Below are 26,322 nucleotides of genomic sequence, written 5' to 3' on the forward strand. Positions count from 1 at the left end.
TTCTGGTCCTTCTACTTCGCAGCCAATGCGGCGGCCTTGTCGGCGCCGTCGTCCATGGTTTCGGCGAGCGTCACGAGCGGATGCCGTGCGCTGCGGAGGATCGCGTGACCCTCGTCGACGCGGTTGCCGTCGAGGCGCACCACGAGCGGCTTCGTCGCGCTGTCGCCGAGCATCTCGAGCGCCTTGACGATGCCTTCCGCCACGGCGTCGCACGCGGTGATGCCACCGAACACGTTGACGAAGACGCTCTTCACCTGCGGGTCGCCGAGGATGACGTCGAGCCCGGCCGCCATGACCTCGGCCGAAGCGCCACCGCCGATGTCGAGGAAGTTGGCGGGCTTCACGCCGCCGTGCCGCTCGCCCGCGTAGGCGACGACATCCAGGGTGCTCATCACGAGCCCCGCGCCGTTGCCGATGATGCCGACCTCGCCGTCGAGCTTCACGTAGTTGAGGTCGTGGGCCTTCGCCTTCGCCTCGAGCGGGTCGGCGGCGTCCTTGTCTTCGAGCGCCTGGTGCTCGGGGTGCCGGAATCCGGCGTTCTCGTCGAGCGTGACCTTGCCGTCGAGCGCGACGATGTCGCCGGCGCCGGTGAGCACGAGCGGGTTCACCTCGACGAGCGTGGCGTCTTCGGCGGCGAACACTCCGTAGAGCTTCACGATCACCGGGGCCACCTTGCCGATGATCTCGGCCGGGAACTTCGCGGCAGTCGCGATCTCGGTGGCCGTGGCCAGGTCAATTCCGGCGACCGGGTCGACCTCGATGCGGGCGAGTGCCTCGGGCCGCTCTTCGGCGAGCTGTTCGATCTCCATGCCGCCCTCGTAGGAGGCAAGCGACAGGTAGGAGCGGTTGGCCCGGTCGAGCAACACCGAGAAGTAGTACTCCTCTTTGATGTCGGCTCCCGCGGCAACCATGACCTTCTTGACGATGTGGCCCTTGATGTCGAGGCCGATGATCGCCTTCGCCGCTTCTTCGGCATCCGCCGGGGTCTTCGCGACCTTCACGCCGCCGGCCTTGCCGCGGCCTCCGACCTTCACCTGTGCCTTGACGACGGTGACGCCACCGAGTTTCTCGGCTGCTGCGCGCACGTCGGCAGGGGTTTCGGCGACGATGCCGGCGAGCACGGGAACCCCGTGCTTCTCGAACAGATCACGGGCCTGGTACTCGTACAGATCCACGCTGGACTTCTTCTTCCGTTGAGGGAGCGGATGTGTGGTGGCGGGGCGTCTTCTCTCGATGTCGAGATAACTCGATGTCAAGATACTTTTCGGCCTCGCACAGCCTACCCTGCGAGCATGGGGCCCATGTCCGAGCGGAGCGAGGATCGACGACCCGTCGAGCGGAGCGAGGATCGACGACCCGTCGAGCGGAGCGAGGCCTTCAAGCGCTACGCCGCCGACTCGTCGCTCGTGCTCGGCGGGCTCGCCGCGATTCTGCTGCAGCTAGCCCACCCGGTCGTCGCCCGGGGCGTCGCCCGCAGCAGCTCGTTCACCCGTGACCCGCTCGGGCGGTTACGGCACACGCTGGCCTACGTGTACGCGGTGCAGCTCGGCACGCCCGAGCAGCACGCAATGGCTGCACGCCGCGTCGACTCGGCGCACGCTCACGTCGCCGGTGCTCGCGACCCGGGCCCGCAACTGTGGGTCACGGCGACCCTCGCCCGCACCGGAATGCAGGTGCACGAGCTGCTTCACGGTGCGCTGTCGCCCGACCTCGCCGACGAGATCCACGCGGCGAGCGCAGAACTCGGGATGTCGCTGCAGCTACCGCGGGATGCCTGGCCCGCCGATCGCGCGGCCTTCGATCGCTACTGGGATGCCACCGTTCCAACCCTCGCGGTCGGCGACGACGCCCGGGCGGTCGCGGCGGAGTTGCTCGCGGCGCGCGCGGCGCCGTGGTTGCTGCGGCTGATGCTCCCTGCCGCGCGCGAGCTCACCGCCGTGCTACTGCCGCCGCGGCTGCGCGAAGCGTACGAGCTGCCCGATCATCCGCGCCGGGGTCGGGCGGTCGTCGTAATCCTGCGAGTGCTCGTGCGCGTCGCGCCGCGCCGCCTGCGTGAGCTGCCGGCACGGCGCCTGCTCGCCGCGGATCGATGACGCGAGGAGCGACGCGTCGGCTCAGGCGACGCGAACGACGCCTTCTCGCCGCGGGAAATTCATCATATGTCTAGGCTGGTGGCATGGACACTCGAACCCTCGGCCGCACCGGCCGCACCGTCTCCGTCATCGGACTCGGCACCTGGCAGCTCGGCGCCGACTGGGGGGACGTCGATGATGACGCCGCCCGGGCCGTGCTCGATGCCTCCTTCGCGGCGGGCGTCACGATGTACGACACCGCCGACGCGTACGGCGACGGTCGCAGCGAACAGCGCATCGCATCCTGGCTCGACGCCCGCGGGCTCCGCGGCCAGGTGTTCGTCGCGACCAAGATCGGCCGCCGGGTGCCGCAGGTGGCGTCGAACTACGTGATGGCCAACTTCCGCGCCTGGATCGACCGATCACGCACCAATCTCGGCATGGACACCCTCGACCTCGTGCAACTGCACTGCCCGCCCGACGAGGTGTTTGCCTCCGACGAGGTGTTCGACGGGCTCGACACCCTCGTCGCCGAAGGGGCGATCGCGTCCTACGGGGTGAGTGTCGAGACTGTTGAGCAGGCGATCACCGCAATCGCGCGACCCGGCGTCGCGACCGTGCAGATCATCCTCAACGCGTTCCGGCTCAAGCCGCTCGACACCGTGCTGCCGGCTGCGATGGATGCCGGGGTGGGAATCATCGCGCGCGTGCCCCTGGCGAGCGGGCTGCTGTCGGGCCGGTACGACCACGACACGACGTTCGCGGCCGACGACCACCGCACCTACAACCGCGACGGAAAGTCGTTCGACGTCGGCGAGACGTTCTCGGGCATCGACTTCGACGAGGGCGTCGAGGCGGCGCGTGAGTTCTCGGCCTTGGCGCGTCAGCACGGGCTCGAGCCGACGACGGCGGCTCTCGCCTGGGTCTCCCAACTTCCAGGCGTCAACACCGTCATCCCGGGGGCCCGCAACGTCGCGCAGGCTGAGGGCAACGCGGCGGCGGGCTCTGTCGCGGCGCTCGGGCCGGAGTTCACCGCCGCCGTGCGCGATCTGTACGACCGGCGCATTCGGGCGTCCGTGCACGACCGCTGGTAGACGCCGAAACGCCCCGGCGTCATGCCGGGGCGTTTCGTGTGAGGTGGAACGCTGCTCAGCGACCGCGCTCGCCCTGAACGCGGGCGAACATGATGCCCGTGATGAGCACGCCGAGGGCGAACAGCAACGCGAGCACCGAGCCGAAGGTGCCCAACGCCAGGCCCAGGAGCGGCGCGAACACGATGATCGCGAAGATGACCGCGGTCGCGATGAAGGCGATCGCCGAGAGGTTGGTGATCTCCTTGCCGACGTAGAGCACGATCGCGGCGACCAGGAGGCCGACGGCTGCGGCGATCAAAGCGATCGTGCCGACCGGCGACGGCAGCGCGACTACCGCGCCGAGCGCGAGCAGCAGGAACCCGACCGCTGCCACGACGAGAGCGATCCGCGCGAGCGTGTTGCGGAACGACGAGATCGCGAGAATGAGCAACGCGACGCCGATCGCCAGGTAGGCGAGCGTGGTCGGCCAGGCGCCGAGAGCCGTGACCCCGGCGAATCCGAGGATGGCGTTGATCAGGAGCAACGCTCCGGCGATCGCGAGGATGATCCCCGCGAGGGAGCGTCGGGAGGTGGACACAGCGGCCATATGAAAGTTCTCCTTTGAACTCTGGCGTCCGCGGCAGGCGCCGGGACGGCCCCAGCATAGGGGTAGCCGACCGTTAGCTGAGAGAAGCGGCGCACCCTAGGCTGTGCGGCATGGCCGACATCCGCCGCTTCCCGTTCGCCCGCCATTTGCGCTCCACCCCCACCAGCCACATCGTGCACTCCCGCCGCGGCAAGATCGTGCACAGCGGGCCCGGAATCGCCTTCTACTTCCGCGCGCTCAACGCCGCGATCAGCGAGGTGCCGATCGCCGAGAACGAGCTCTCGATGCTGTTCGGCGCGCGCACCCTCGACTTCCAAGAGGTGTCGGTGCAGGCCACCGTCACCTACCGGTTCGCCGATGCAGGTGTAGCCGCCGGCCGCATCGACTTCTCGATCGACCCGTACACAGGGCGGTGGATGGGCAAGCCGCTCGAGCAGGTCGGCACCCGCATCACGGAGCTCGCGCAGCAGTACGCGGTCGAGCACATCTCGTCACTGAACCTCGTGGATGTTCTCGGCGCCGGCATCCCGAAGGTGCGTGCCGTCACCGCCTCCGGTCTCGCGGGCGATGAGCGTCTCGCCGAGACGAGCGTCATCGTCGTCGCGGTGCGCATCGTGTCGATCCGGCCGCAAGCCGACCTCGAGCGCGCCCTCGAGACGCCGGTGCGCGAGCGGGTGCAACAGGATGCCGACGCCGCCACCTACGAGCGGCGCGCGCAGGCGGTCGAGCGCGAACGCACGATCGCCGAGAACGAACTGCAGAGCAAGATCGAACTCGCCACGCGCGAGCAACAGCTCGTGCAGCAGGAGGGCGCCAACTCGCAGCGACGGGCCACTGAAGAAGCTGCTACGGCGCTCATCGCCGCGAAGGCCTCGTCGGAGCGGGCGAAGCTCGAAGCAGCCGCGCGCGCCGACGCCAATCGCGTCGTCGGTGCGGCTCACGCCGAGACTGAGGCCGCGCGACTCGCCGCCTACTCGGGCGTGGAGCCGTCGGTGCTCACAGCGCTCGCGTTCCAGGAGCTGGCGAAGAACCTGCCCGAGATCGGCACGCTCAACCTCACGCCCGACGTGCTCACCCAGGCGCTGTCGCGACTCGCCGCCGCGCCGGAGCCCGCGGCGGCCGATCCGGCCGCGCCGGCATCCGCTCCCACTCCCGCTCCCACGGAGAGCTAGCGCACCGTGGCCCTGCCCGTCCGCGTGGTGTTCGTGCACCGCCGATCGGAGTACGACGAGCTGCTCGATCGTCACGCGACGTTCGGGCAGGCCGAGTTCTTCCTGCGCTCCCGCGGCCGGTCGATCGAGGATGTCATCGCCCGGCACGAGGCGATCGAGGCGGCCCTGCACCTGGTGTCGACGAGCCTGCCTGCCGACGTTCGGCAGGCCCGCGTGGAGCGCAGCGACCTCGACCGCTACCTGTTCGCGCCCGAAGACATCGTCGTGGCCGTCGGCCAGGATGGGCTCGTCGCCAACGTTGCGAAGTACCTGTCGGGGCAACCGGTGGTCGGCGTGGATCCCGAGCCGGGGCGCAACGCGGGCGTTCTGGTGCAGCACTCCCCCGCGGTCGGCGCCGCCGTCATCGAGAAAGTGCGGCGCGGCCACGCGACGGTCGAGCAGCGCGCGATGGTGGAGGCCACCCTCGACGACGGGCAGACGCTCACCGCTCTCAACGACCTCTACCTCGGCGACCCGGGCCACCAGTCGTCGCGGTACACACTGACGGTTCCCGAGCGCGGCACCGAACGGCAATCGTCCTCAGGCATCATCGTCGGCACCGGAACGGGCAGCACCGGGTGGTCGTCATCCATCGCCAACGATCGCGAACTGCTGGACTGGCTGCCGCCCGCCACGGCCGACACGCTCGCCTGGTTCGTGCGCGAGGCCTGGCCGTCACCCGCCACCGGTCGCGTGCTCGAGTTCGGCGACTTGAAAGCGGGGCAACACCTGGAACTCGTCGCCGAATCGGAGCTGCTGGTGGCCTTCGGCGACGGCATCGAGCACGACCGCCTCTCGATCGCCTGGGGCCAGCACCTCACTGTCGGCACGAGCAGCCACCGACTCGCCCTGGTTACCGGATGAGGTGCGGCGGGCTGACAGACTCGAAGGCGTGACCTCCCCCGACCGCTACGTCGTCGCAACCGACGGGGCATGCAAGGGCAACCCGGGGCCGGCCGGCTGGTCGTGGGTCGGCGACGACGGGCACTGGGCCGCCGGAGCGATCCCTGCGGGCACCAACAACATCGGCGAGCTGCTCGGGCTGCTCCACGCGATCCGCGACAACGCCGACGTGCGCGAACTCGTGGTGCAGCCGGACTCGATGTACGCGATCAACACCTATCGCTCCTGGATGGACGGCCATCGCCGCCGCGGCTGGCTGACGAGCGCGAAGAAGCCCGTCGCCAACGTCGAGATTCTCGAGCAGCTCATCGCCGCGCGGGATGCTCGCCGCTCCGCGGGACTTCCCTACGTCGTGCTCGAGCATGTGCGCGGCCACAGCGGGCACCGGCTCAACAGCTGGGCGGATGAGCGAGCCGTGCGGGCCTCGCAGCACGCCGCCGGGGGCGACGACTCGATGTGGTCGTCGCGGCATGGGCAGCCGCGACTCGACGTCTCGGTCGACCCGCCCCGCGGATCCGGCGACCGGCCCCGGCGACTGGCATGAAGTTCGGGGCGCTGCGCGCACGCTGGTACAAGAGCTACCTCACCGGCGGGTCGCTGCTGATGGCGGGCGACAACGCCGAACACGCGATCACCTACCTCGTGATGTGGCAGCTGTTCGAGTCGCCGCTCCTCGCCGGTTTCGCGGTCGTCAGTCACTGGCTGCCGCACCTGCTGTTCTCGATTTCGTTCGGCGGCCTCGCCGACCGCTTCGACTGCCGGCGTATCATCCAGATCGCCTGCGGCCTCTTCGTCGCGGCGTCCCTCACCTGGGGTCTTCTGCTCCTCAACGAGGCGCTGCAACCGTGGCACGCGGTCGTGCTCCTCGTCGTGCACGGCTTCGCGAGCGCCCTCTGGCATCCCGCCAACCAGGTGATGCTGTACGACATGGTCGGCGAGATGGATCTGCCGAGCGCGGTTCGGCTGATGGCCACCGGCCTGAGCCTGGGCATGCTGGTGGGCCCCGCGATGGGCGCCGTGCTGCTCTTCACGATCGGGCCGGCCTGGGGGATGTTCGCGAACGCGCTCTTCTACCTGCCGTTCCTCATCCATCTCACGCTCTCGCCTTTCGACGGACACCAGCGTCGGGCGGCGGGGACGATTCCGCGGGTGCGTCTGCGCGAGTTGTTCGACACCATTCGCGACCTGCCGAGACACCCCAACATCCTGCTGGTCATCGTTCTGCAGGGCGCCGTCGGACTGCTCATCGGCGTCGCGCTCATGCCGCTGCTGCCAGAGTTCGGGGAACTGCTGGGTCAGGTCGATTCGGGCCTCGGCTACGGGCTGCTGCTCGTCGCGATGAGCTTCGGCGCCGTGACCGGCGGGCTCGTGCTCGAGAGCGTCGGCCGGCTGCGCGCGACACCGCTCGTCTCGGCGCTCGGCGAGCTGGTGTTCGCGGCCGCCGTGCTCGGCTTCGCTCTCTCGCGGGTGTTTCCGCTGAGCCTCGCCCTGCTCGTCATCGCCGGAGCCGCATCGATCATCTCGCTCTCGACATCGCAGACGGTCGTACAACTCGAGGCGCCGCCCGAACAGCGCGGACGCTTCGTCGGAGCCTTCAACACGACGAACATGGGTTTCCGCGTGGGCAGCGGAGTGCTCGTCGCCCTCCTCGGCGCCCTTGTCGGCATCCCCGCGGCGGTCGCTCTCGCCGCCGGCACTCTCGCGCTGGTCTGCATCGCCCTCGTCGCCATCGCCGCCCGACTGCGGCCCGCACGCCCCCCGGTGTGATGGCTGTTTGCCCAAGAAAGCCCCATCGCCTGCGCGCAAGGGGCTTTCTTGGGCAAACAGCCGTCAGAGCTTCTCGATCGGGGCGATCTTGATGAGCAGGCGCTTCTTGCCCGCGGTGTCGAACTGCACCTCGGCGATCGACTTCGTGCCCACGCCGGTCACCGCCACGACGTTGCCCTCACCGAAGTCGGTGTGGCGGATGCGGTCGCCGGCTTCCAGCGTGAGATCGCCGTTGTCGCGCACCTTGCCGGTGATCTCGGAGGCCCACTCCCGCTTCACCCGCGGCGGCGCCGGGGGGAGTTCGGTCGAGTAGGAGAACCCGCGCGCCGGGCCACCCGCGTAGCCCCGGGCGTTGAGCGCCCGTGGACGAGTGCCCCCGCGTGACGTCGCATCACCCGGCGACTGCCGCCAGTCGATGAGCCCGGCCGGGATCTCCTGCAGATACCGGCTCGGCATCGCGACGCTCGTGTCGCCGAACGACGACCGCTGCATCGACAGCGACAGGAACAGCCGCTTCTTCGCGCGGGTGATGCCGACGTAGAACAGCCGCCTCTCTTCGGCGAGGCCGCCCGGCTCTCCCGACGAGATGCGGTGCGGCAGCAGGTCTTCCTCCACGCCGGTGAGGAACACCGCGTCGTACTCGAGCCCCTTGGCGGTGTGCAGCGTCATGAGCGAGATCGAGCCCGACTCGTCGTCGATCTCGTCAGCCGCCGCGACGAGCGCGACCTCGGTGAGAAACTCGAGCAGGCCGGCATCCGGATTGTTCTTCGCGAACTCCTTCGTGACCGAGATGAGTTCCTCGACGTTCTCGATGCGCGCCTCGTCTTGCGGGTCGCGGGTCGCCCGCAGCGCCTCGAGGTACCCCGTTCCGGCGAGCAACGACACCAGGATGTCGGCCGCCTTCCCGCCCGCGAGGTGCTGTGCCTCCGCGTCGTCGAGCAGCTCGCCGAGGTCGAGGATCGCCCGGGTGACCTTCGTCCCGAGGTCGAGCTGAGCGGCATCCCCGAGCGCGTCGCGCAGGGCGACCCCCATCTTGTCGGCGTGCGCCTGCAACGCCGCCTCGGTCGCCGGGCCGATGCCGCGCTTGGGGGTGTTGAGGATGCGGCGCAGCGCCAGGTCGTCGGCGGGGTTGGCGACCTGGATGAGGTAGGCCATCACGTCTTTGATCTCGGCGCGCTCGTAGAACTTGGTGCCGCCGATGATCTTGTACGGCAACCCCGAGCGGATGAACACGTCTTCCAGCGGCCGGGTCTGCGAGTTCGTGCGGTAGAACACCGCGATCTCGCGGTACGGGGTGCCCGCGGAGTGCAGCGCCGAGATCTCGTCGGCGACGAACTGCGCCTCATCGTGCCCCGAGTACCCGGTGTAGCCGATGATCGGATGCCCCGCCCCGACGGTCGTGAACAGGTTCTTCTCGAGCCGGTCGAAGTTGTTCGAGATAACGGCGTTGGCGGCATCCAGGATGTTCTGCGTCGACCGGTAGTTCTGCTCGAGCAGCACCGTCTTGGTGTCGGGGTAGTCGCGTTCGAACTCGACGATGTTGCGGATGTCGGCGCCGCGGAACGCGTAGATCGACTGGTCGGAGTCGCCGACGACGGTGAGCGCCGCGCCCGGGAAGCTGCCGTCGGGCAGCGTCGCCATGCGGGTGTCTTCGGGAACATGCTGCGGCTTGATCGGCCGGGTCAGCTCGCGGATGAGCGCGTACTGGGCGTGGTTGGTGTCTTGGTACTCGTCGACGAGCACATGCCGAAACCGCCGCTGGTACAGCGCCGCCACCTCGGGGAACGCCCGGAACAGGTGCACCGTCTCGCCGATCAGGTCGTCGAAGTCGAGCGCGTTCGCCCGGCGCAGCCCCGCCGTGTACCGCCGGTAGATCTCGAGGAAGGCGACTTCGGCGGGGTCGTCGGTGTTGACGTTGCGGGCGTAGGTCTCGACGTCGACGAGCTCGTTCTTCTGCTTCGAGATCTTGCCCGCGACGATTCCCGGCGTGAGGTTGAGGGTGTCGGCATCCAGCTCTTTCACGATGCGCTTGATGAGCGCCCGACTGTCGGCGGAGTCGTAGATCGTGAAGCCCGCCTTCATGCCCATGACCTCGGCCTGCCGGCGCAGGATGCGCACGCACGCCGAGTGGAAGGTCGAGATCCACATGCCGTCGGTGGCCCGACCGACGAGATGCTGCACGCGTTCGCGCATCTCGTTCGCGGCCTTGTTGGTGAAGGTAATCGCCAGAATCTGCAGCGGCGAGGCCTCGCCGCTCGCGAGCAGGCTCGCGATGCGGCGGGTGAGCACGCTCGTCTTGCCCGAGCCGGCGCCGGCGACGATGAGCAGCGACTTTCCGCGGTAGAGCACGGCTTCGCGCTGCCGAGGGTTGAGTCCCTCCAGCAACCGATCGTCCGTCGCCGCGCTCGTCACATCGGGGGTGCTCATCTCGCGTCGAGTCTACGTTTCGCCGGTGACCTCGGCCCGGGCGGTGACGCCGAGATCGGGGTGGTCGACGAAGATGCCGTCGACCCCCGTTCCCAGAATGGCGCCGAACTCGACGCGCCAGTCGCCCCAGTCGGCGGCACGTTTGCCGATGCGGCGCTCGGGAGCGAGGAACCGGTTCTCGGGCCGCAGCGTCCAGGTGTAGACCTCGAGCCCGGCCGCGTGGGCGCGGGTCACGAGATCGGTGCCGGTCGGCCGCAGCAGCAGCGCCTTGTCGAGGCTCACCCCGTCGACGTGTTTCGCGAGCCGGGCGAGACCGGCATCCGTCAACTGTGCCGAATACGGCAGCGCCTTCGAACCGAACCGGGCGACCAGGTCGGGGGCCGAGCCGCGCGCCTCCAGCAGGTAGATGAACCGCCCGCGCACTCCGCGCTCGCGGATCTCGTCGAGCACCGTCTGCTCGAAGCACTCGACGATGATGCGGTCGCCCTCGTCCCACCGCTTCAACTCGTCGGCGACCAGCTCGTCGAGGGGGATGCCGATCGACGCGAAATAGGTGGGATGCTTCACCTCCGCCACGACAGAGATGGCGCGTCCCGTGCGCTCGGCGCCGGCATCCAGAATCTGCAGCAGGTCGCGCAAGCGCAGGATGCCTTCCGTGCCGTCGAAGGTCGCCGACGTCTGCCGCAGCGCCGGCAACCGCTCGGTCGCCCGCAGGGTCGAGAGTTCGGCCCAGGTGAAGTCTTCGGTGAACCAGCCGGTGAGGCTCACGCCGTCGATGCGCTTCGTCGCCCGGCGGTCGGCGAACTCCGGCCGGGTAGCCACATCCGTCGTGCCGGAGATCTCGTTCTCGTGCCGCAGCACGAGAACGCCGTCGCGCGTCGCGACGATGTCGGGCTCGATCGCGTCGACACCGAGACTGATGGCCAACTCGTACGCCGAACGAGTGTGCTCGGGGCGATAGCCGCTCGCGCCGCGGTGCCCGATGACGAGCGGGCGGGGTGGGCGCATCCGATCACGATAATCTGATCGCCTCATGGCAACCTGCGCGAACTGCGGCCGGGAGCTGCAACCCGCCTGGAAATACTGCATCACCTGCGGTACCCGCACCGCCGTGCCCCTCGCCGGCGCGATGCCGTCGGCTGTGGGCGGCGACGGGGACGACGACACCCGACGGGTCAACGTGCTCGCGGTGTTGGCCGTCATCCTGGGATGCCTGCTGAGTCCGTTCGCCGCGCTCTTCGGGCACATCGCCGTCTGGCAGATCAAGATGACCGGCGAGCGCGGCCTCATCGCCGCCTGGATCGCAGTCGTGCTCGGGTACATCTGGCTGGTCACCGCGGCGGTGCTGGTGATCGCGTTCCTCACGACGAATGCCTGAGCCGCTCGAACCCTTCCGCTGGCGGGAGCCGACGTCGACCCTGCGGCTGCGTTGGGGGGGCTACCACACCCGGATGCTGGGCGGCCTGCTGCTGATCGTCGGCGGTGGGCTCGCGGTTGCCGGCGGCGCCGCGAGCAGCCCGTTCGCCAACTTCCTGCTCTATGCCGGCTCCATCGCCCACATCACCGGCTGGTCGGTGCTGCCCTCCGCCGGGTGGCGTCGGGTGTGGGCCCTTGTGCCATCGACGGCCGTGATGTGGGCGCTGCTCGCCGGGCCGGGATGGCTGTGGATCCTGGTCTTCCCCTACCTCGGGTGGCTGCTGGTGCGGCATCGCCCGATCGCCGCCTACCCGACGCTGCTCTTCGTGATCGTCGGAGCGGTTCTCGTCGCGCCGCTCTTCCCGTCGTACGACCTCATGCTGCCCGCGCTCGGCACGATGGGCGCGATCATGCTGCTGTCGGCGCTCGCCGCCCGCGCCGTGCACGTCGCGCAGGCCCGGAGTCGCGATGTGCGCCGTCGGCGAAAGCTCAGGAATTCCTCGACATCTTCTCCGTAAGCTGTGTGCATGGCCAACCCTGCTTTCAGCAACTCCCCCGCGTTCTCGGCTGTCGCAGCCCAGAAACTCGCCGCCCGACAGAACGGCGTGCCGCCCGTTCCGACGCCCGGACAGCTTCAGGAGCACTACGGGCTGCCGGATGCCACTCCGGATCAAATGGAGCGGATGACCTACCAGGACACCATCTTCAAGACCCTCGCGGGCTTCGCGGTGCTGCTCGTCGGAGCCGCGATCGGCTGGGTGTTCCCGGCTCTCGCGATCGTCGGCGCCATCGCCGGCCTCGCGCTCGCGCTCGTCAACATCTTCAAGAAGAAGCCGTCGCCTGCGCTCATCCTCGCCTACGCATTCGCGCAGGGTCTGCTCGTCGGTGGCGTCTCGATGCTGTTCTCTTCGTTCTCCGACGGCATCGTGCCCATGGCGCTCTTCGGAACCCTCGGCGTCGTCGCCGTGACGCTCGCACTCTTCGCCAACGGCAAGGTGCGCGTGTCGAAGCGGGCGACCAAGATCTTCCTCGTCGCCATCGTCGGCTACCTGGCGTTCTCGCTCATCAACATCGTGCTGATGATGACCGGGGTCGTCACGAGCTTCGGTGGGGTGCGCGGGATGTCGATCCCCGGCACCGACATCCCGATCGGCGTTCCGCTCGGCATCCTCGTGGTGCTGCTCGCCGCGTACTCGCTCGTCATGGACTTCGACTACATCCAGAAGGGCGTGCAGACCGGCCAGCCCCGCATCTACGGCTGGACGGGCGCCTTCGGCATCATCGTCACCGTCGTCTGGCTCTACCTCGAGATCCTGCGCCTGCTGTCGTACTTGCTGCCGCGCAACTAACCCTTCGGCGGTCGAGTAGCCGCCGAAGGCGGCGTGTCGCCCTTCGGTGGTCGAGTAGCCGCCGGAGGCGGCGTGTCGAGACCACGCGCGCTGGCTCCGCGGAGGGTACATTCTCGTCCCAGCTCCCCGCTACGGACAGCACGGAGGGCCCGGGTATCGCCGCATCCTCGAGTTCCTCACAGCCCAAGCCGGTCCGGGCTCGGCGCGACGCTTCGCCGAGTCGGTCTTCTTCTCCTGGCTCGTGCTCAACACCGACGCGCACGCGAAGAACTACTCGATCCAGATACTTCCCGAGCAGACGACCCTGTCGCCGCTCTATGACCTGTCTTCGCTTCTGCCGTACATCGGGCCCGACGATCCGGATGCCCGTCGACGCGACATCGCCGAGACACGGCTGGCCCTGACGCTCGTCGACGACTATCGAGTGAGCGCCCTCACGCGCTTCGAGTGGGAGGGAGCCGCGAGAGACGCCGCCATTCCTCCCGCCGAGTTCCTCGAGTGGGGCATCGAGCTCAACCGCGCGCTTCCCTCGGCGATCGACGCGGCCGTCGACTCGATTCCCGCTGGGATCGACCCGACGATCGCAACGCGCCTCTCGGACGCCATCCGCAGCCGGTCACTCGAAGTCGGGCGAATACTGGCTCGTCGTCGGGCCTGAGCGACCGGAGGGGTCGCTACCGACCGCGTGACCGCTTCGCACGCGCAGCGAACTCGTCGAGAGCTACCAAGACCGCGCGCGCTTCGTACGCCCGACCCCGCGCGGCCGCCCCGATCTGGTGAAGGATGCCGTCGCCCACGAGCCGGTCGATGCCGTTCTGCGCGTTGCGCTCGCTGAGCAGCAACTCCGAGGCGGCTAGCTTCGCGTCGACCACCGGCTGGCGTTGCAGGATGTCGAGCAGCCGGCGACCGGCGCTTCCCGCACGTGCGCTCGTCGCCAGTTCCCACCCGGACCGGATCTCGGTCAGGTCAGCGACCAGTTGTCGTCCGTTGGCGATCGCGCTCGTCGAAGCCCCGGCCAGTGCCCGAATGATCGGCGCGACGTCGCCCGACCGGTAAGCCGAGAGGGCGTCGAAGTAGCCGCGAGTGTCGCTGAGCAGTCCCGCCGACACTGGAACGGTGACGTTGCGCGTCACGCCGAGACGATGGAGCATCGCCTGGATGAGAGCGCGACCGGTGCGACCGTTGCCATCCGGAAACGGATGCACGGTCTCGAACTGGGCGTGAGCGATCGCGATCTGCGGCAGCGCAGGCAGATCGGTGCGCCGCGCGAAAGCGACGACGTCATCCATCAGCGCCGACACTCGATCATGGTGCGGCGGAACGAACGCCGCCGTGTGCGGGCCATTTGAATAGCCGCCGCCGATCCAGACCTGCTGGTCTCGCCACCCCCCGGTGTGCTCGGGCCGGTCGTGCTGCAGTATCTCGTGCTGCATCGCGATGATGCTCAAGGTATCGAGGTCTTTCGCCATGTCGATCGCGGCTTCCATCGCCCGCACGTTGCCGACGATCAGTCGCGAGTTCTTGCCGGCGCTACGGCCCAACTCGGCGAGGGCGATGTTTCTGGCGGATGCCGTGAGCTGCTCGATCTCCGAACTCGCTGCGCTTTCACTGCGAAGCAGGATGGCAGAGAACGGTGCAGTGACCGCGCCGACCTCGCCGTCGAAACGCCCGAGCTCGATCACCGCATCCTCGGCGGCGATCACCGTCTCTTGGTCGAGTCGCGGGATCGGGAGCGCGGCGATCATTGCCGGCACTGCCGCCTCGTACGGGCCGCGTGCTTTCAGCATCGCGCGTCGCGACTGGCCGACATCCTCGGTTCGGTGCCACTCGTGCTTCTCGAACGAGATCGGAGGCCACCCGGCGGCTGCCCTTCTCGAGTTCTCATCCGCCATCACAAAGGAAGCATACCGATGCTTAGCACAGTAAGCATCGGCAGAAGCGGCCTCTCCCGATAGAAGCGACAGGTGCGGCGGTAGGACATTCGCGCCCCGAGCAAGCCAGATTGCTGTCACCTATCCGTGCAGCAGACCCGCACTGCGCCGCGGTGAATCGGCCGAAATCACCGTCGGAACCGAGTACGCCGGGCACTGGGTGTCGGCGTGGATCGACCCGCACGCGACGCAGCTAGGCGGATGGCATCTCGTGTCGCCGCAGGGCACGATCGAGATCACGGTGCCGTCGCACCATCCGGTCGGGCTCCGCAAGCTCGTGGTTCAGGATGCCGACGACGAGGTCATCGGCTGGACCGAGCTACGGGTGCTGCAGCGGGCGAAGTAACCGGCTGCAGCAGGGCGCCCTCAGAGCAGCGCGTCAGGAGTCCGCCAGCGCACTCCCGTGAAACGGGAGAAGTCGTTGTCGTAGGAGACGATGTCGGCGTGATGCTCGAGCGCCACAGCTGCCAAATGCGCGTCGTTGACGAGGTTTCCGCCAGCGCCGACGTCGATAAGAGTTCGGCGAAGGATGTCGGCGTGGCTTGGCCCCGGGCCGACCACCACAGCGCCCGGCGCCGCGATCCAGGCCTGCACCTGATCAAGTGCCTCATCTACCCCGAGAGGGTCCGCGAACAAGCCCGGCTTCGTCGACAGTCGCACGAACGCGAGCAGCACGAGCCAGCTCAGGCCGACGGTATCAGCTCCTCCCAGCGCATGATCGAGCCAGGTTCGCGACGATTTGTGATGCCGGGCGTCCTCGTTGACGGCGTACAGCAGCACGTTCGCGTCGACGACTCTCATGCGCCGGCGATCATCACTGACCGGCCCGCATCCTGCGAACCAACTCTTCGTCTTCCTCACCCGCGGCGATCTGAAGCGCGCGGTCGAGGTTGACGGCCGGAGCACCCATCGCCTTCGTGCGAGTGGCGAACGGCGAACGAATGCGATCAGTAGCCCCTGCACGGATGGCGTCATTCAGCGCGCGCTTGAATGACAGGCCTCGTTCGGCCATCAGGCGCCGCACCACCGACTCCGTGTCAGGGTCGAGAGTGACCGTAGTTCGCACATTTGACAGCATAGCATCACGCACTTTGATGCCTTGAGGGCGCCATCACTCCCACTCGATGGTGCCCGGCGGTTTCGACGTCACGTCGAGAACCACCCGGTTGACTCCTGCCACTTCGTTGGTGATGCGGTTCGAGATCTTCGCCAGCACGTCGTACGGCAGCCGCGTCCAGTCGGCGGTCATCGCATCTTCGCTCGACACCGGGCGCAACACAATGGGATGCCCGTAGGTGCGGCCGTCGCCCATCACTCCGACCGAGCGCACATCGGCGAGCAGCACGACGGGGCACTGCCAGATCTCGGCGTCGAGCCCGGCGGCAGTCAACTCGGCACGGACGATCGCGTCCGCCTCGCGGAGCAGATCGAGGCGCTCACCGGTAACCTCCCCGACAATGCGGATCCCGAGTCCTGGCCCCGGAAACGGCTGGCGTGCCACGATCGCCTCCGGCAGCCCGAGTTCCCGGCCGATAGCCCGAACCTCGTCCTTGAAGAGGGTGCGGAGCGGCTCGACGAGTTCGAACTGGAGGTCATCGGGAAGCCCGCCGACGTTGTGGTGGCTCTTGATGTTGGCCGTGCCCGAGCCCCCGCCCGACTCGACGACATCCGGATAGAGAGTGCCCTGCACGAGGAACCGGATCGGCTCTCCATCGGCGGCGGCTTCGGTGACCAGGTCGCGTTCCGCCGCTTCGAAGGTGCGGATGAACTCGCGCCCGATGATCTTGCGCTTCTCTTCCGGCTCGCTCACCCCGGCGAGCGCCGTGAGGAACTGCTCACGGGCATCCACCGTCACGAGCCGGATGCCGGTCGCCGCCACATAGTCGGTCTCGACCTGCTCGCGCTCACCCTGCCGCAGCAGCCCGTGGTCGACGAAGACGCACACCAGCTGGTCGCCGACGGCCTCGTGCACGATCGCCGCGGCGACGGCCGAGTCGACACCGCCCGACAGAGCGGCGAGCACTCGCGCCGAGCCGACCTGGGCACGGATGCGGGCGACCTGCTCGGCGATGACGTTGCCGCTGTTCCAGTCACCCGGGATGCCGGCGGCCTTGTGCAGGAAGTTCTCGAGCACCGCTTGCCCGTGCGCGGAGTGCTTCACCTCGGGATGCCACTGCACCCCGTACAACTTGCGCTCGTCGCTCGCGAAGGCGGCGACGGGGGTGACATCCGACGACGCGAGCACGTCGAAACCCTCCGGCGCCCGCACCACCGAGTCGCCGTGCGACATCCACGCGGTCTGCTCGCCGGGCTGCCCCTCAAGGAACACCCCGGGCTCGCCGGTCAGCCGCACCTGCGTCGACCCGTACTCGCGACCCCCAGTGGGGGCCACCTCGCCGCCGAGCTGCTGCGCCATGATCTGGAACCCGTAGCAGATGCCCATCACCGGCACGCCGAGCTCGAGGATGCCGGGGTCGAGCGCCGGGGCGCCTTCCTCGTACACGCTCGACGGCCCGCCGGAGAGCACGATGCCCGCGGGATCCATCGCACGCACCTCATCGGCGGTGATGGTGTGCGGCACGATCTCGCTGTAGACGTTCGCCTCGCGCACCCGCCGCGCGATCAGCTGCGCGTACTGAGCGCCGAAGTCGATGACGAGGACGGGCCGTGCAGCCGTCTCCGCGCTCACGCGGGGGCCTCCACGGGCTCGACCTTGGCGAGTTCGGCGCGCACCCACCGGGGCACCGAGAACTCGAAGAAGAACGACAGCAGCGGGATGATGCCGCCGAGCGCGATGAACAGGAACCGCCCGAACGACCAGCGGGTGAACCGCCAGAGCAGGAAGTCGAGCGCCAAGTAGAGCACATACAGCCAGCCGTGCGTGGTCAGAATCACGAGCGAGACATTGAGCGACCCGCGCTCTTCGATGAGGTCGCGCGGGGTGAGCCCGAAGCCGTAGGCGTCGGAATACTCGATGTCGACCAGGAAGCCGTAACGCGCCACCATCATCACGACGAGCAGCAGCAGGAAGAGGCCGGTGATGATCGCCGAAACGCGGAACAGCTTCAGAACGAGGCGGATGCGCGGGACGTCGGCAGCGCGAGGTCCGAGAGGCATGCCCTCAGTCTACGGTCGCGTCTGCCAGCCCGGATTCGGCCTCGGCGCGCTCCACGGCATCCCGAACCAGGCGGTACCAGAGGTAGACCGCGAAGCCCGCGAAGAGCACCCACTCGACGGCATAGAACAGGTTGAGCCAGTTGAGCGTCACCTCGCGTTCGGGAGCGTCGGCGCGGATCGGGTCGAGCCCGGGGATGGGCTCGGTCAGCACCAGGTAGCCGCCGTAGACCGGCCCGGGCTCAGCCCAGAGGTTCACCAGCTCGGCGACCGAGAGGGCGCTGCGCTTCCCCGCCTCGAAGTCGGAGGACTGCGGTGGCTCGCTCGGCAGATACCGGCCGACCCACTCGGTGCGGTCGAGGTCGGATGCCGCGGAGTCTGCGTCTGACGACCAGCCCAGTGCGACGGCAAGCGACACCCCGTCGTCGGTGACGAGGTGCCCAACGAGCCAGGTGCCCCGATCGGCGCCGCCGTTGCTGCGATCGGTCAGCGCCACCATGTCGCCGGGCACGAACTCGCCCGACACCGTGACGGTGCGACCCTGTTGGGCATCCGTCACCCCGCTGCCCGGCTCGGCGATTTGTTCCAGCGGAACGGTGGTCTCGGTGTCGATCTCGACGACCTGCACGTTGTCGACGCTGCGGTCGAGTTGCCACTGCCCGAGCGCGGCGAACGCGGCGGCGATCGCGAGCGACAGCAGGAGCGCGGCGATCCAGCGGGGCGTGCGTGCCATCGCCCAAAAGCGCGACGACAGGGATGTCGGCGTGGTGCTCAATACTCGGGATCCCTCTCGCGCTGGGGTGTTGTCTCATCGTCGGGGCTCGGCTCGGGTTCGGTGAGTTCGCCGGCGGCGACCTCGACAGCCACCTCATCGTCGTCGATGCCGCCGGCCATCGCCAGTTCGGCCAGCGCGAACTCTCGGTCGCGCTCCTCATCGACCCTCCGCGCGCGCCGCGCGGCCGGGCCCAGAGAGCCGATCCGCTCCGAGTTGACCGCGAGCACCGGACCGATGATCGCCATCGAGAGCACGTAGAGGCCGGCGAACGGGGTGAGCCGCGGATCGAGCCCGGCGGCGGCGGCGAGCGTCGCCAGGATGAGGGTGAACTCGCCGCGGTTGTGCAGCATCGTCGACACGTTGAGCCCCTGCGCCGGGGTCAGACCGTTCAGCTTGGCGATCAACTGCCCGCCCGCAGTGTTGACGATCAGGGTCATCACGACCGCGACGGCGACGGGCGCGACGACCTCGCCAAACGTCGACGGATCGAGGGCGAGCCCGAAGTTGAGAAAGAAGAACGCCGCGAACACGTCGCGCAACGGCATGGTGAGCGCCTCGATGCGGGCCTTGTAGCGGGTCGCACCGAGCACCAGACCGACGAGGAACGCGCCGATCGCATCCGACACCCCGAGCAGTTCGCCGAGCCCGCCGAAACCGAGCGCCAGACCGAAGAAGGCGATCGTGAACAGTTCGTCGTCACGTGTGCCGACGAGGCGCGAGATCAGCCGGCCACCGTAACGAGCGATCGCGAACATCGCGATCAAGAAGGTAAACGCCGTCGCCAACTGGATGACGATCGGCCAGACCTCGGTTTCGCCGCTGAGCACGACCGAGACGATCGCGAGGTAGACCGCGATGAAGACATCCTCGACGACAGCGATGCCGAGCACGACCGGGGTCTCCTTGTTCGCCAGCCGCCGCAACTCGATCAGCAGCTTCGTGATGATCGCGCTCGACGACATCGCCGTCATGCCCGCGATGATCAGCGCCTCGCGCGCCCCCCAGCCGACAAGCCACCCGAACACGAAGCCGGTGATCATGTTGATCGCAATGCGCGAGCCACCCGAGATGAGCAGGCGTTTCGCGTTGCCGAAGAACTCCTCGGTGTCGAACTCGAGGCCGAGCGAGAACAGCAGGAAGATCAGCCCGAAGACCGCGATCAGTTCGACGTCGGCAGGCTCGAAATTGAGGAACGGGATCCACTCGAAGTTCGGGCTCGCGATGAGTCCGACGAACATGTAGATGGGGATCGCCGGCAAGCCGATGCGCTTGCCGAGACGTCCGAGGCCGTAGGCGAGAACGAAGAGAACGCCGAGGGTGAGAAGTTCGACGCCGAGATCGTCGGTGTGCACGGCCAGGTGCACGTCAGGCTCCTGGCGGCGCGGCGTGCTCCGCGGAGGCCTTGGTGAACTCCCCCGTGCGGAAGAACTGGAAGGCCTTGGCGACTTTCTCGGGTGCTCCGGCGACGACGAGGGTGTCGCCCGGGAAGACCTTGAAGTCGCCGTCCGGGGCCGGGTTCGCCGACTCGCCGCGCACGACCGCGACGACGGTCACCCCCGGAAGGCCCTTGGTGGTGAGCGACCCGAGCTGCTGCCCGGCGATGTGGTGGTCGTAGTCGACGGGGAACCAGTCGATGCTCAGGCCGGGGATCTGGTCCATGCCCGAAAGCGACTCGGTGATGCGGGTGCCGCCGAGCAGCTCGGCGAGGGTGTGGGCCTCGTCTTCATCCAGCCGCAGCGACACCTTGCGCGCGTCGCCGTCTTCGGCATCCGCGAAGGTGATCAGGTCGCTGTGCCCCGACCGGTGGGTGATCACCCCGACTTTGCCGCCGTCATCCGTGACGAAGGTGTGCAGCACCCCGACCCCGGGGAGCTTGACCCGCCTGACATCGACCATGGGTCGAGTCTACGAGCGTGGGGGTCAGACCGGGTCGGGCGCCTCGAGCCGTACGCGGTCGGCCGCGACGTCATCGGGCTGCTCCTGACTCGCCCGTTCGGCCTCGACCCGCTTCTCATACAGCGCCACTTCTCGGTCGATACGCGCGGCATCCCAGCCGAGCGCTTCGCCCATCAGCGCGGCCGCAACGGGAGCCGCCGCGATGCCCCGGTCCCACGCCTCGATCGAGATGCGCGTGCGGCGGGCGAGCACGTCATCCAGATGCAGGGCACCCTCGTGCGTCGCGGCGTAGACGACCTCCGCGCCGATGTAGTCGTCGGCGCCGGGCAGCGGATCGGCGAGCTCGGGGCGGGCACGAATCATGTCGAGCAGCTCGTCGGTCATCACGCCGTAGCGGTTCAGCAGGTGTTCGACCCGCACCCGGTGCACCCCGTAGGCGCTCGCGATCTTGTGGCGCTTGTTCCATGCCGCCTCGTAGCCTTCCGCGCCGAGCAGGCCGATGTTCTCGGTGACGCTGTCACTGATCGCGCCGTCGAGCGCGCGCACGGCTTCGTCGACGGCATCCTTCGCCATCACGCGGTAGGTGGTCCACTTGCCGCCCGCCACCACCACGAGCCCCGGCACGCTGTGCGCCACGATGTGCTCGCGGCTGAGCTTGCTGGTCTCGTCGCTCTCGCCGGCGAGCAGCGGACGCAACCCGGCGAACACGCCCTCGACATCGTCGCGGGTGAGCTTCGTCGCGAGCACCGAGTTGACGTGGCCCAACAGGTAGTCGATGTCGGCCGCCGTCGCCGCCGGATGCGCCTTGTCGAGATCCCAGGTCGTGTCGGTCGTGCCGATGAGCCAGTGCCGGCCCCACGGGATGACGAAGAGCACGCTCTTCTCGGTGCGCAACAGCAGCCCGAGCTTGCTCTGGAACCGGTCGCGCGGCACGACGAGGTGGATGCCCTTGCTCGCGCGCACCTTGAACTGCCCGCGCTCGCCGACCATGGCCTGGGTGTCATCGGTCCAGACGCCGGTTGCGTTGACGACCTGCTTCGCGAGAATCTCGAACTCCTCGCCGGTCTCTTTGTCTTTCGCCTTCACGCCGGTGACCCGCTGCCCCACCTTGAGGAAGCCGATCACCTCGACCCGGCTCGCCGCGTGAGCGCCGTAGAAACTCGCCGTGCGGGCCAGCGTGGCGACGTAGCGCGCGTCATCCACCTGGGCGTCGTAGTAGGTGAGGCCGCCCGTGAAGGCGTCGGGATGCAGGCTCGGGGCTGCCCGCAGTAGCTGACGCTTCGTGAGATGGCGGTGGTGCGGAACACCCGGGGGCCGCAGGCCGGTGTACGAGAACGCGTCGTAGAGCAGCATCCCGGCGCCCACGTACGCACGCTCGAACACGCCCTTCGTGAGCGGGTAGAGGAAGCGCACCGGCTTCACCAGGTGCGGAGCGAGCCGCTGCAGCAGCAGGCCGCGTTCGATGAGGGCCTCGCGCACGAGGCGGAAGTCGAGTTGCTCGAGGTAGCGGATGCCGCCGTGCACCAGCTTGCTGCTTCGGCTACTCGTGCCCGAGGCCCAGTCGCGGGCCTCGAGGATGCCGGTGCGCAGACCGCGCGTCACCGCGTCGAGCGCCGCACCCGTGCCGACGATGCCGCCGCCGATCACCAGGATGTCGAGCTCCTTGGCCCGCATGTTGGCGATCGCGGAGGCGCGTTCCTCGGGCCCGAGGCGATTGGATCGGGTGACGGTCTTTCGGGGAACCATGCTCAACCTTGGTGGTAGGGGGCGATGACGACCTCGACCCGTTGGAATTCCTTCAGGTCGGAGTACCCTGTCGTGGCCATCGAACGCCGCAGCGCCCCGATGAGGTTCATGCGGCCGTCGGCGGTGTCGGCGGGGCCGAACAGCAGCTTCTCGAGCGGCGCGACCGTTCCGACCTCAACCCGGTGCCCGCGCGGCAGCTCCGGATGCCGGGCCTCCGACCCCCAGTGCCAGCCGCCGCCCGGCGCCTCCGCCGTGCGGGCGAGGGTCGAGCCGAGCATGACGGCGTCGGCACCCACCGAGATCGCCTTCACGATGTCGCCGCTCGTGCCGAGGCCGCCGTCGGCGATGACATGCACGTAGCGTCCACCCGACTCGTCGAGGTAGTCGCGGCGCGCCCCCGCGACATCCGCCACCGCCGTCGCCATCGGGGCGTGGATGCCGAGGCTGCTGCGGGTCGTGCTCGCGGCACCGCCCCCGAAACCGACGAGCACACCGGCGGCGCCCGTGCGCATGAGGTGAAGCGCTGCCGTGTAAGTGCTGGCGCCGCCCACGATGACCGGCACGTCGAGTTCGTAGATGAACTTCTTGAGGTTCAGCGGTTCGACGCCCTTGCTCACGTGCTCAGCCGACACCGTCGTGCCACGGATCACGAAGAGGTCGACGCCGGCGTCGATGACGGTCTTGTAGTGCTCCTGCGTGAGCTGGGGGCTGAGCGCGGCGGCGACCGGAACGCCGGCCGCCCGGATCTCGGCGATGCGCTCCTTCAGCAGGTTGGGCTTGATGGGCTCGGCGTAGATCTCCTGGAGTCGCTTCGTCGCGCCCTCCGCCTTGAGACCGCGGATCTCCTTCAGAATCTTGTCGGCATCCTCGTATCGGGTCCAGACCCCCTCGAGGTCGAGCACGCCCAGGCCGCCGAGCTTGCCGATCGCGATCGCCGTCGCCGGGCTCACCACGGAATCCATCGGCGCCGCCAGCACCGGGATGTCGAAGGTGAACGCGTCGATCGTCCACGAGACGCTCACGTCGTGCGGATCGCGGGTGCGCCGACTCGGCACCACCGCGATGTCGTCGAACGCGTAGGCCCGCCTGGCGCGCTTGGCCCGCCCGATCTCGATGTCGCTCACCCGTCGAGCCTACTTTCTCCCGCCATAGAGGGTTCTACGACGCTCGGGACCCCCGCGCGCGCGGTTCCGTCGTGACGAAACGCCTTCCCTCGAGCGAGAGCCGCCCCCGCGGAATCCCCGCATCGCTCAGAATCCGGGCGAGCAGCAGCGGGTTGCGCACCTCGTCGGTGACGAGGCGAAGCACTCCGGACACCAGCCGCCGCAGGCGATCCTCCCGGCGCTTCTCACGCCACACCACCGCAGACGGATCGCCTCCCGTGTACTCATCGCGCGTGTACTTGACCTTGCCGTCGAACTCCCCCGCGACATCGACCGATTCCCAGTAGTAGTCGGACTCCATCCCGCCCTCGTCGTCTTGCCACCCGCGCTGCAGCTGAGGGGTCTCGAAGCCGAGCGCATGGATGGCTGCGCGCCCTTCGCTCTCGCCCACGGAATCCGACAGCGACGTCGAGAACGCAAGAACACGAGCAAGCGCCGCCGAGCCGCGCGCGAAGGCGGCGCGGTCGAGCTCTGCCCAGAGTTCCTCGAGCCGGATCGCATCCGGGTCGCGTCGCCACTGCACGCGGTCGGCGATCGCGACGCCACGTCCAAAGCTCGTCGTGCGCGCGTGATCGAGTACGGTGCGCGCCAACCCGGTGACCGGGATGCCGTCGACGTCGAATCGCTCGGCGCGGTCGAATGACACGCACGAGCGTCTGACACCCGGCTCGCTGGAGCCACCGCCGGGGTACGGCACGAGCAAGCTGACGTCGGAGCGATCTCGGGCGGCATACGGCAGCCCCCAGATCGCGGCGGCAGAGGTGCCCGCGACGAGGAACTCGCCGCGAACCCGTCGAATCGTCGCGCGGATGGTGAGGATGTGGCGCTCGCCGGGCTCGAGGGCGTCCCAGACCTCGCGCAGACAATAGGAGCCACGCCGAACTCGCACGAGGTGCCCGCGACGACAGGCATCCCGAAGCGCACGCCCGGAACCTCCCGCCGACTCGGCCTCGTCGACATGGATCAGAACGTCGGGTACGGCTGATGTCAGGGTCTTCATGGCACCAAGATCGCCCGTCAGCGATTATCACGCGGCGGCCGGGCCCACGTCCGTGAAATCGAGTTCGCGATTCGACGCGGTGGAGGAGCCGACGACCGCGCCGACGGAACCCCTCGCGACCTCGCGGGGCCCCGCACGCGGGGTTCCCGAGCGTCACAGAACCCTCTATGGCGCGCGGCTACGGCGCTACGAGGAGTAGTTGGGCGCCTCGACGGTCATCTGGATGTCGTGGGGGTGCGACTCTTTCAGGCCGGCGGGGGTGATGCGCACGAATTTGCCTCGGGCCTTCAGCTCGGGGATGGTGCGGGCTCCGACGTAGAACATCGATTGCCGCAGGCCGCCCATGAGCTGGTACACGGTCGCCGCCAACGAACCCCGATACGAGACCCGGCCCTCGATGCCCTCGGCGATGAGCTGGGCATCCGAGGGCACGTCGGCCTGGAAGTAGCGGTCGCGCGAGTACGGGGTCTTCTTGCCGCGGTCGCTCATCGCGCCGATCGAGCCCATGCCGCGGTAGTTCTTGAACTGTTTGCCGTTGACGTAGACGAGGTCGCCGGGGCTCTCGTCGGTGCCGGCGAGCAGCGAGCCGAGCATGACGGTGTCGGCGCCCGCGACGAGGGCCTTCGCGATGTCGCCCGAGTACTGCAACCCGCCGTCGGCGATCACCGGGATGCCGGTCTCACGCGCCGCGAGCGACGCCTCGTAGACGGCGGTCACCTGCGGCACTCCGACTCCCGCGACGACGCGCGTCGTGCAGATCGAGCCCGGGCCCACGCCCACCTTGATCGCGTCGGCCCCCGCGTCGATGAGCGACTGGGCACCGGAGCGGGTCGCGACGTTGCCGCCGATGATGTCGATGGCCGAGAAACCCGTGTCGCGCTTCAGGCGCCCGATGATCTCCAGCACGCCCGCCGAGTCGCCGTTCGCCGTGTCGACGACGATCACGTCGACACCGGCATCCCGCAGCGCCCCCGCGCGGTCCCAGGCATCCCCGAAGAACCCGATCGCCGCGCCGACCCGCAGCCGGCCCGCGTCATCCTTGGTCGCGTTGGGGTACTTCTCGCTCTTGTCGAAGTCCTTCACCGTGATGAGCCCCTGCAGGCGCCCGTCGGCATCGACGAGCGGCAGCTTCTCGATCTTGTGTTGCGCGAAGATGGCGACCGCGTCATCCGGGTCGATGCCCACCGGCGCCGTGATGAGTGGCATCTTCGTCATCACGTCGCGCACGAGGGTCGAGGCCTTCTCGAACGGCGACACGAAACGCATGTCGCGGTTGGTGATGATGCCGACCAGCCGACCGTCGCCCTCGATGACCGGCAGACCCGACACCCGGAACTGCCCGCACAGCGCGTCGACCTCGGCGACCGTCGCGTCGGGCGTCGTCGTGACGGGGTTGGAGATCATCCCCGACTCGCTGCGCTTCACCTTGTCGACGTGGGTGGCCTGGTCCTCGATCGAGAGGTTGCGGTGCAGCACCCCGATGCCACCCTGACGCGCCATCGCGATCGCCATACGCGACTCGGTGACGGTGTCCATCGCGCTCGACAGCAGCGGCGCGTACACCTCGATGCGCTTGGTGAGCCGGGATGCCGTCTCGGCTTCGCTGGGGATCACGTCGGTGTGGCCGGGCAGCAGCATGACGTCGTCGTAGGTGAGTCCGACGAATCCGAAGGGATCGGGCTGGTCCATGGTGTCCTCGCAGAACCGGAGTTATAAGGCAGGATGCGCACCTGGCTGCCGCGATGAAGCCCGGTACTCGATGTTAACGGCTTGGAGCCTCACGAATTCCGTTCCATACTGGGGCGAGCCCGAATGGCTGCCCGAAACACGAAGGCAACAATCCGCGGCTAGCGTCAATGCAGACGCGCGTCT

General features: G+C 68.5%; 27 protein-coding genes. 11 read left to right on the forward strand and 16 right to left on the reverse strand.

Translation table 11 applies throughout. From position 1 onward, the window contains the following. Window positions 1-11: 11 nt before the first annotated feature. Window positions 12-1,175: an ADP-forming succinate--CoA ligase subunit beta gene (gene sucC / locus WBL06_RS01830; RefSeq protein ID WP_424454267.1), complete on the reverse strand. Its 1,164-nt coding sequence runs from the start codon at window positions 1,173-1,175 to the stop codon at window positions 12-14. A gap of 117 nt (window positions 1,176-1,292) precedes the next feature. On the opposite strand from sucC, the gene WBL06_RS01835 reads away from it, so the two are divergent. Beyond that, window positions 1,293-2,093, forward strand: a complete 801-nt coding sequence (locus WBL06_RS01835; protein WP_424454268.1) for an oxygenase MpaB family protein — start codon at window positions 1,293-1,295, stop codon at window positions 2,091-2,093. An 83-nt stretch (window positions 2,094-2,176) separates the two neighbouring features. Beyond that, window positions 2,177-3,166, forward strand: coding sequence for an aldo/keto reductase (locus WBL06_RS01840; RefSeq protein ID WP_424454269.1), 990 nt, complete (start codon window positions 2,177-2,179; stop codon window positions 3,164-3,166). 55 nt (window positions 3,167-3,221) lie between these two features. On the opposite strand, the gene WBL06_RS01845 is transcribed toward WBL06_RS01840, so the two are convergent. Beyond that, complete coding sequence (locus WBL06_RS01845) at window positions 3,222-3,752, reverse strand: hypothetical protein (protein WP_424454270.1); 531 nt, start codon at window positions 3,750-3,752, stop codon at window positions 3,222-3,224. Window positions 3,753-3,862: 110 nt separating this feature from the next. Between WBL06_RS01845 and WBL06_RS01850 the strand changes: the two genes are divergently transcribed. From WBL06_RS01850 to WBL06_RS01865, 4 genes are read left to right on the forward strand one after another with little or no spacing between them, the layout of a single operon-like run. Next, window positions 3,863-4,924: an SPFH domain-containing protein gene (locus WBL06_RS01850; RefSeq protein ID WP_424454271.1), complete on the forward strand. Its 1,062-nt coding sequence runs from the start codon at window positions 3,863-3,865 to the stop codon at window positions 4,922-4,924. 6 nt (window positions 4,925-4,930) lie between these two features. Next, window positions 4,931-5,827, forward strand: a complete 897-nt coding sequence (locus WBL06_RS01855; protein ID WP_424454272.1) for a hypothetical protein — start codon at window positions 4,931-4,933, stop codon at window positions 5,825-5,827. Window positions 5,828-5,855: 28 nt separating this feature from the next. Beyond that, window positions 5,856-6,410 (forward strand): ribonuclease H family protein, encoded by a 555-nt coding sequence (locus WBL06_RS01860; RefSeq protein ID WP_424454273.1) that lies wholly within the window; start codon window positions 5,856-5,858, stop codon window positions 6,408-6,410. After that, on the forward strand, window positions 6,407-7,633 hold the full coding sequence (locus WBL06_RS01865) for an MFS transporter (RefSeq protein ID WP_424454274.1): 1,227 nt from the start codon (window positions 6,407-6,409) through the stop codon (window positions 7,631-7,633). Before WBL06_RS01860 ends, WBL06_RS01865 begins: the two co-directional genes overlap by 4 nt. Before the next feature lie 63 nt (window positions 7,634-7,696). On the opposite strand, the gene WBL06_RS01870 is transcribed toward WBL06_RS01865, so the two are convergent. Beyond that, entirely contained in the window at window positions 7,697-10,060 is a 2,364-nt protein-coding gene (locus WBL06_RS01870; RefSeq protein WP_424454275.1) for an ATP-dependent helicase, read from the reverse strand. Window positions 10,061-10,072: 12 nt separating this feature from the next. After that, entirely contained in the window at window positions 10,073-11,068 is a 996-nt protein-coding gene (locus WBL06_RS01875) for a glycerophosphodiester phosphodiesterase family protein (protein ID WP_424454276.1), read from the reverse strand. A 25-nt stretch (window positions 11,069-11,093) separates the two neighbouring features. Here WBL06_RS01875 and WBL06_RS01880 point away from each other — a divergent pair, with 25 nt between their 5' ends. The 4 genes from WBL06_RS01880 to WBL06_RS01895 all read left to right on the forward strand — a co-directional run bounded on the left by WBL06_RS01880 (window position 11,094) and on the right by WBL06_RS01895 (window position 13,483). Beyond that, window positions 11,094-11,438 (forward strand): hypothetical protein, encoded by a 345-nt coding sequence (locus WBL06_RS01880; RefSeq protein WP_424454277.1) that lies wholly within the window; start codon window positions 11,094-11,096, stop codon window positions 11,436-11,438. Beyond that, window positions 11,431-11,994, forward strand: coding sequence for a hypothetical protein (locus tag WBL06_RS01885; protein WP_424454278.1), 564 nt, complete (start codon window positions 11,431-11,433; stop codon window positions 11,992-11,994). Before WBL06_RS01880 ends, WBL06_RS01885 begins: the two co-directional genes overlap by 8 nt. A gap of 9 nt (window positions 11,995-12,003) precedes the next feature. Further along, on the forward strand, window positions 12,004-12,825 hold the full coding sequence (locus WBL06_RS01890) for a Bax inhibitor-1/YccA family protein (protein ID WP_424454279.1): 822 nt from the start codon (window positions 12,004-12,006) through the stop codon (window positions 12,823-12,825). A gap of 109 nt (window positions 12,826-12,934) precedes the next feature. After that, window positions 12,935-13,483, forward strand: coding sequence for a HipA domain-containing protein (locus tag WBL06_RS01895; RefSeq protein ID WP_424454316.1), 549 nt, complete (start codon window positions 12,935-12,937; stop codon window positions 13,481-13,483). 16 nt (window positions 13,484-13,499) lie between these two features. Here the strand turns inward: WBL06_RS01895 and WBL06_RS01900 are convergent, their stop codons facing one another. Continuing rightward, window positions 13,500-14,717 carry a Fic family protein gene (locus WBL06_RS01900; protein WP_424454280.1) on the reverse strand — a complete coding sequence of 406 codons (1,218 nt, stop codon included), beginning with the start codon at window positions 14,715-14,717 and terminating at the stop codon, window positions 13,500-13,502. Window positions 14,718-14,916: 199 nt separating this feature from the next. Between WBL06_RS01900 and WBL06_RS01905 the strand changes: the two genes are divergently transcribed. Further along, a complete protein-coding gene (locus WBL06_RS01905) occupies window positions 14,917-15,102 on the forward strand; it encodes a hypothetical protein (RefSeq protein WP_424454281.1) in 186 nt (61 codons plus the stop codon). A 20-nt stretch (window positions 15,103-15,122) separates the two neighbouring features. On the opposite strand, the gene WBL06_RS01910 is transcribed toward WBL06_RS01905, so the two are convergent. The 11 genes from WBL06_RS01910 to guaB form a co-directional block, all read right to left on the reverse strand. Further along, the gene (locus WBL06_RS01910; RefSeq protein WP_424454282.1) at window positions 15,123-15,557 is read right to left on the reverse strand and encodes a type II toxin-antitoxin system VapC family toxin; all 435 of its coding nucleotides are present in this window, start codon (window positions 15,555-15,557) and stop codon (window positions 15,123-15,125) included. A 13-nt stretch (window positions 15,558-15,570) separates the two neighbouring features. Further along, window positions 15,571-15,783, reverse strand: a complete 213-nt coding sequence (locus WBL06_RS01915; protein ID WP_424454283.1) for an antitoxin — start codon at window positions 15,781-15,783, stop codon at window positions 15,571-15,573. A gap of 84 nt (window positions 15,784-15,867) precedes the next feature. Beyond that, entirely contained in the window at window positions 15,868-17,445 is a 1,578-nt protein-coding gene (guaA, locus tag WBL06_RS01920) for a glutamine-hydrolyzing GMP synthase (protein WP_424454284.1), read from the reverse strand. Continuing rightward, window positions 17,442-17,873, reverse strand: coding sequence for a DUF3817 domain-containing protein (locus WBL06_RS01925; RefSeq protein WP_424454285.1), 432 nt, complete (start codon window positions 17,871-17,873; stop codon window positions 17,442-17,444). Before WBL06_RS01925 ends, guaA begins: the two co-directional genes overlap by 4 nt. A 4-nt stretch (window positions 17,874-17,877) precedes the next feature. Continuing rightward, window positions 17,878-18,603, reverse strand: coding sequence for an SURF1 family cytochrome oxidase biogenesis protein (locus WBL06_RS01930; protein WP_424454286.1), 726 nt, complete (start codon window positions 18,601-18,603; stop codon window positions 17,878-17,880). A gap of 38 nt (window positions 18,604-18,641) precedes the next feature. Further along, complete coding sequence (locus WBL06_RS01935) at window positions 18,642-20,009, reverse strand: cation:proton antiporter (protein WP_424454287.1); 1,368 nt, start codon at window positions 20,007-20,009, stop codon at window positions 18,642-18,644. A 1-nt stretch (window position 20,010) separates the two neighbouring features. Further along, on the reverse strand, window positions 20,011-20,541 hold the full coding sequence (locus WBL06_RS01940; RefSeq protein ID WP_424454288.1) for a cation:proton antiporter regulatory subunit: 531 nt from the start codon (window positions 20,539-20,541) through the stop codon (window positions 20,011-20,013). A 24-nt stretch (window positions 20,542-20,565) separates the two neighbouring features. Then, on the reverse strand, window positions 20,566-22,287 hold the full coding sequence (locus tag WBL06_RS01945; protein ID WP_424454289.1) for a glycerol-3-phosphate dehydrogenase/oxidase: 1,722 nt from the start codon (window positions 22,285-22,287) through the stop codon (window positions 20,566-20,568). Window positions 22,288-22,289: 2 nt separating this feature from the next. Further along, window positions 22,290-23,411 carry a GuaB3 family IMP dehydrogenase-related protein gene (locus WBL06_RS01950; RefSeq protein WP_424454290.1) on the reverse strand — a complete coding sequence of 374 codons (1,122 nt, stop codon included), beginning with the start codon at window positions 23,409-23,411 and terminating at the stop codon, window positions 22,290-22,292. A 34-nt stretch (window positions 23,412-23,445) separates the two neighbouring features. Then, a complete protein-coding gene (locus WBL06_RS01955) occupies window positions 23,446-24,450 on the reverse strand; it encodes a hypothetical protein (protein WP_424454291.1) in 1,005 nt (334 codons plus the stop codon). A 186-nt stretch (window positions 24,451-24,636) separates the two neighbouring features. After that, the gene (guaB, locus tag WBL06_RS01960) at window positions 24,637-26,139 is read right to left on the reverse strand and encodes an IMP dehydrogenase (RefSeq protein ID WP_424454292.1); all 1,503 of its coding nucleotides are present in this window, start codon (window positions 26,137-26,139) and stop codon (window positions 24,637-24,639) included. Window positions 26,140-26,322 lie beyond the last annotated feature (183 nt).

The organism is Pseudolysinimonas sp., from assembly GCF_049651805.1.
GTDB lineage: Bacteria > Actinomycetota > Actinomycetes > Actinomycetales > Microbacteriaceae > Pseudolysinimonas_A.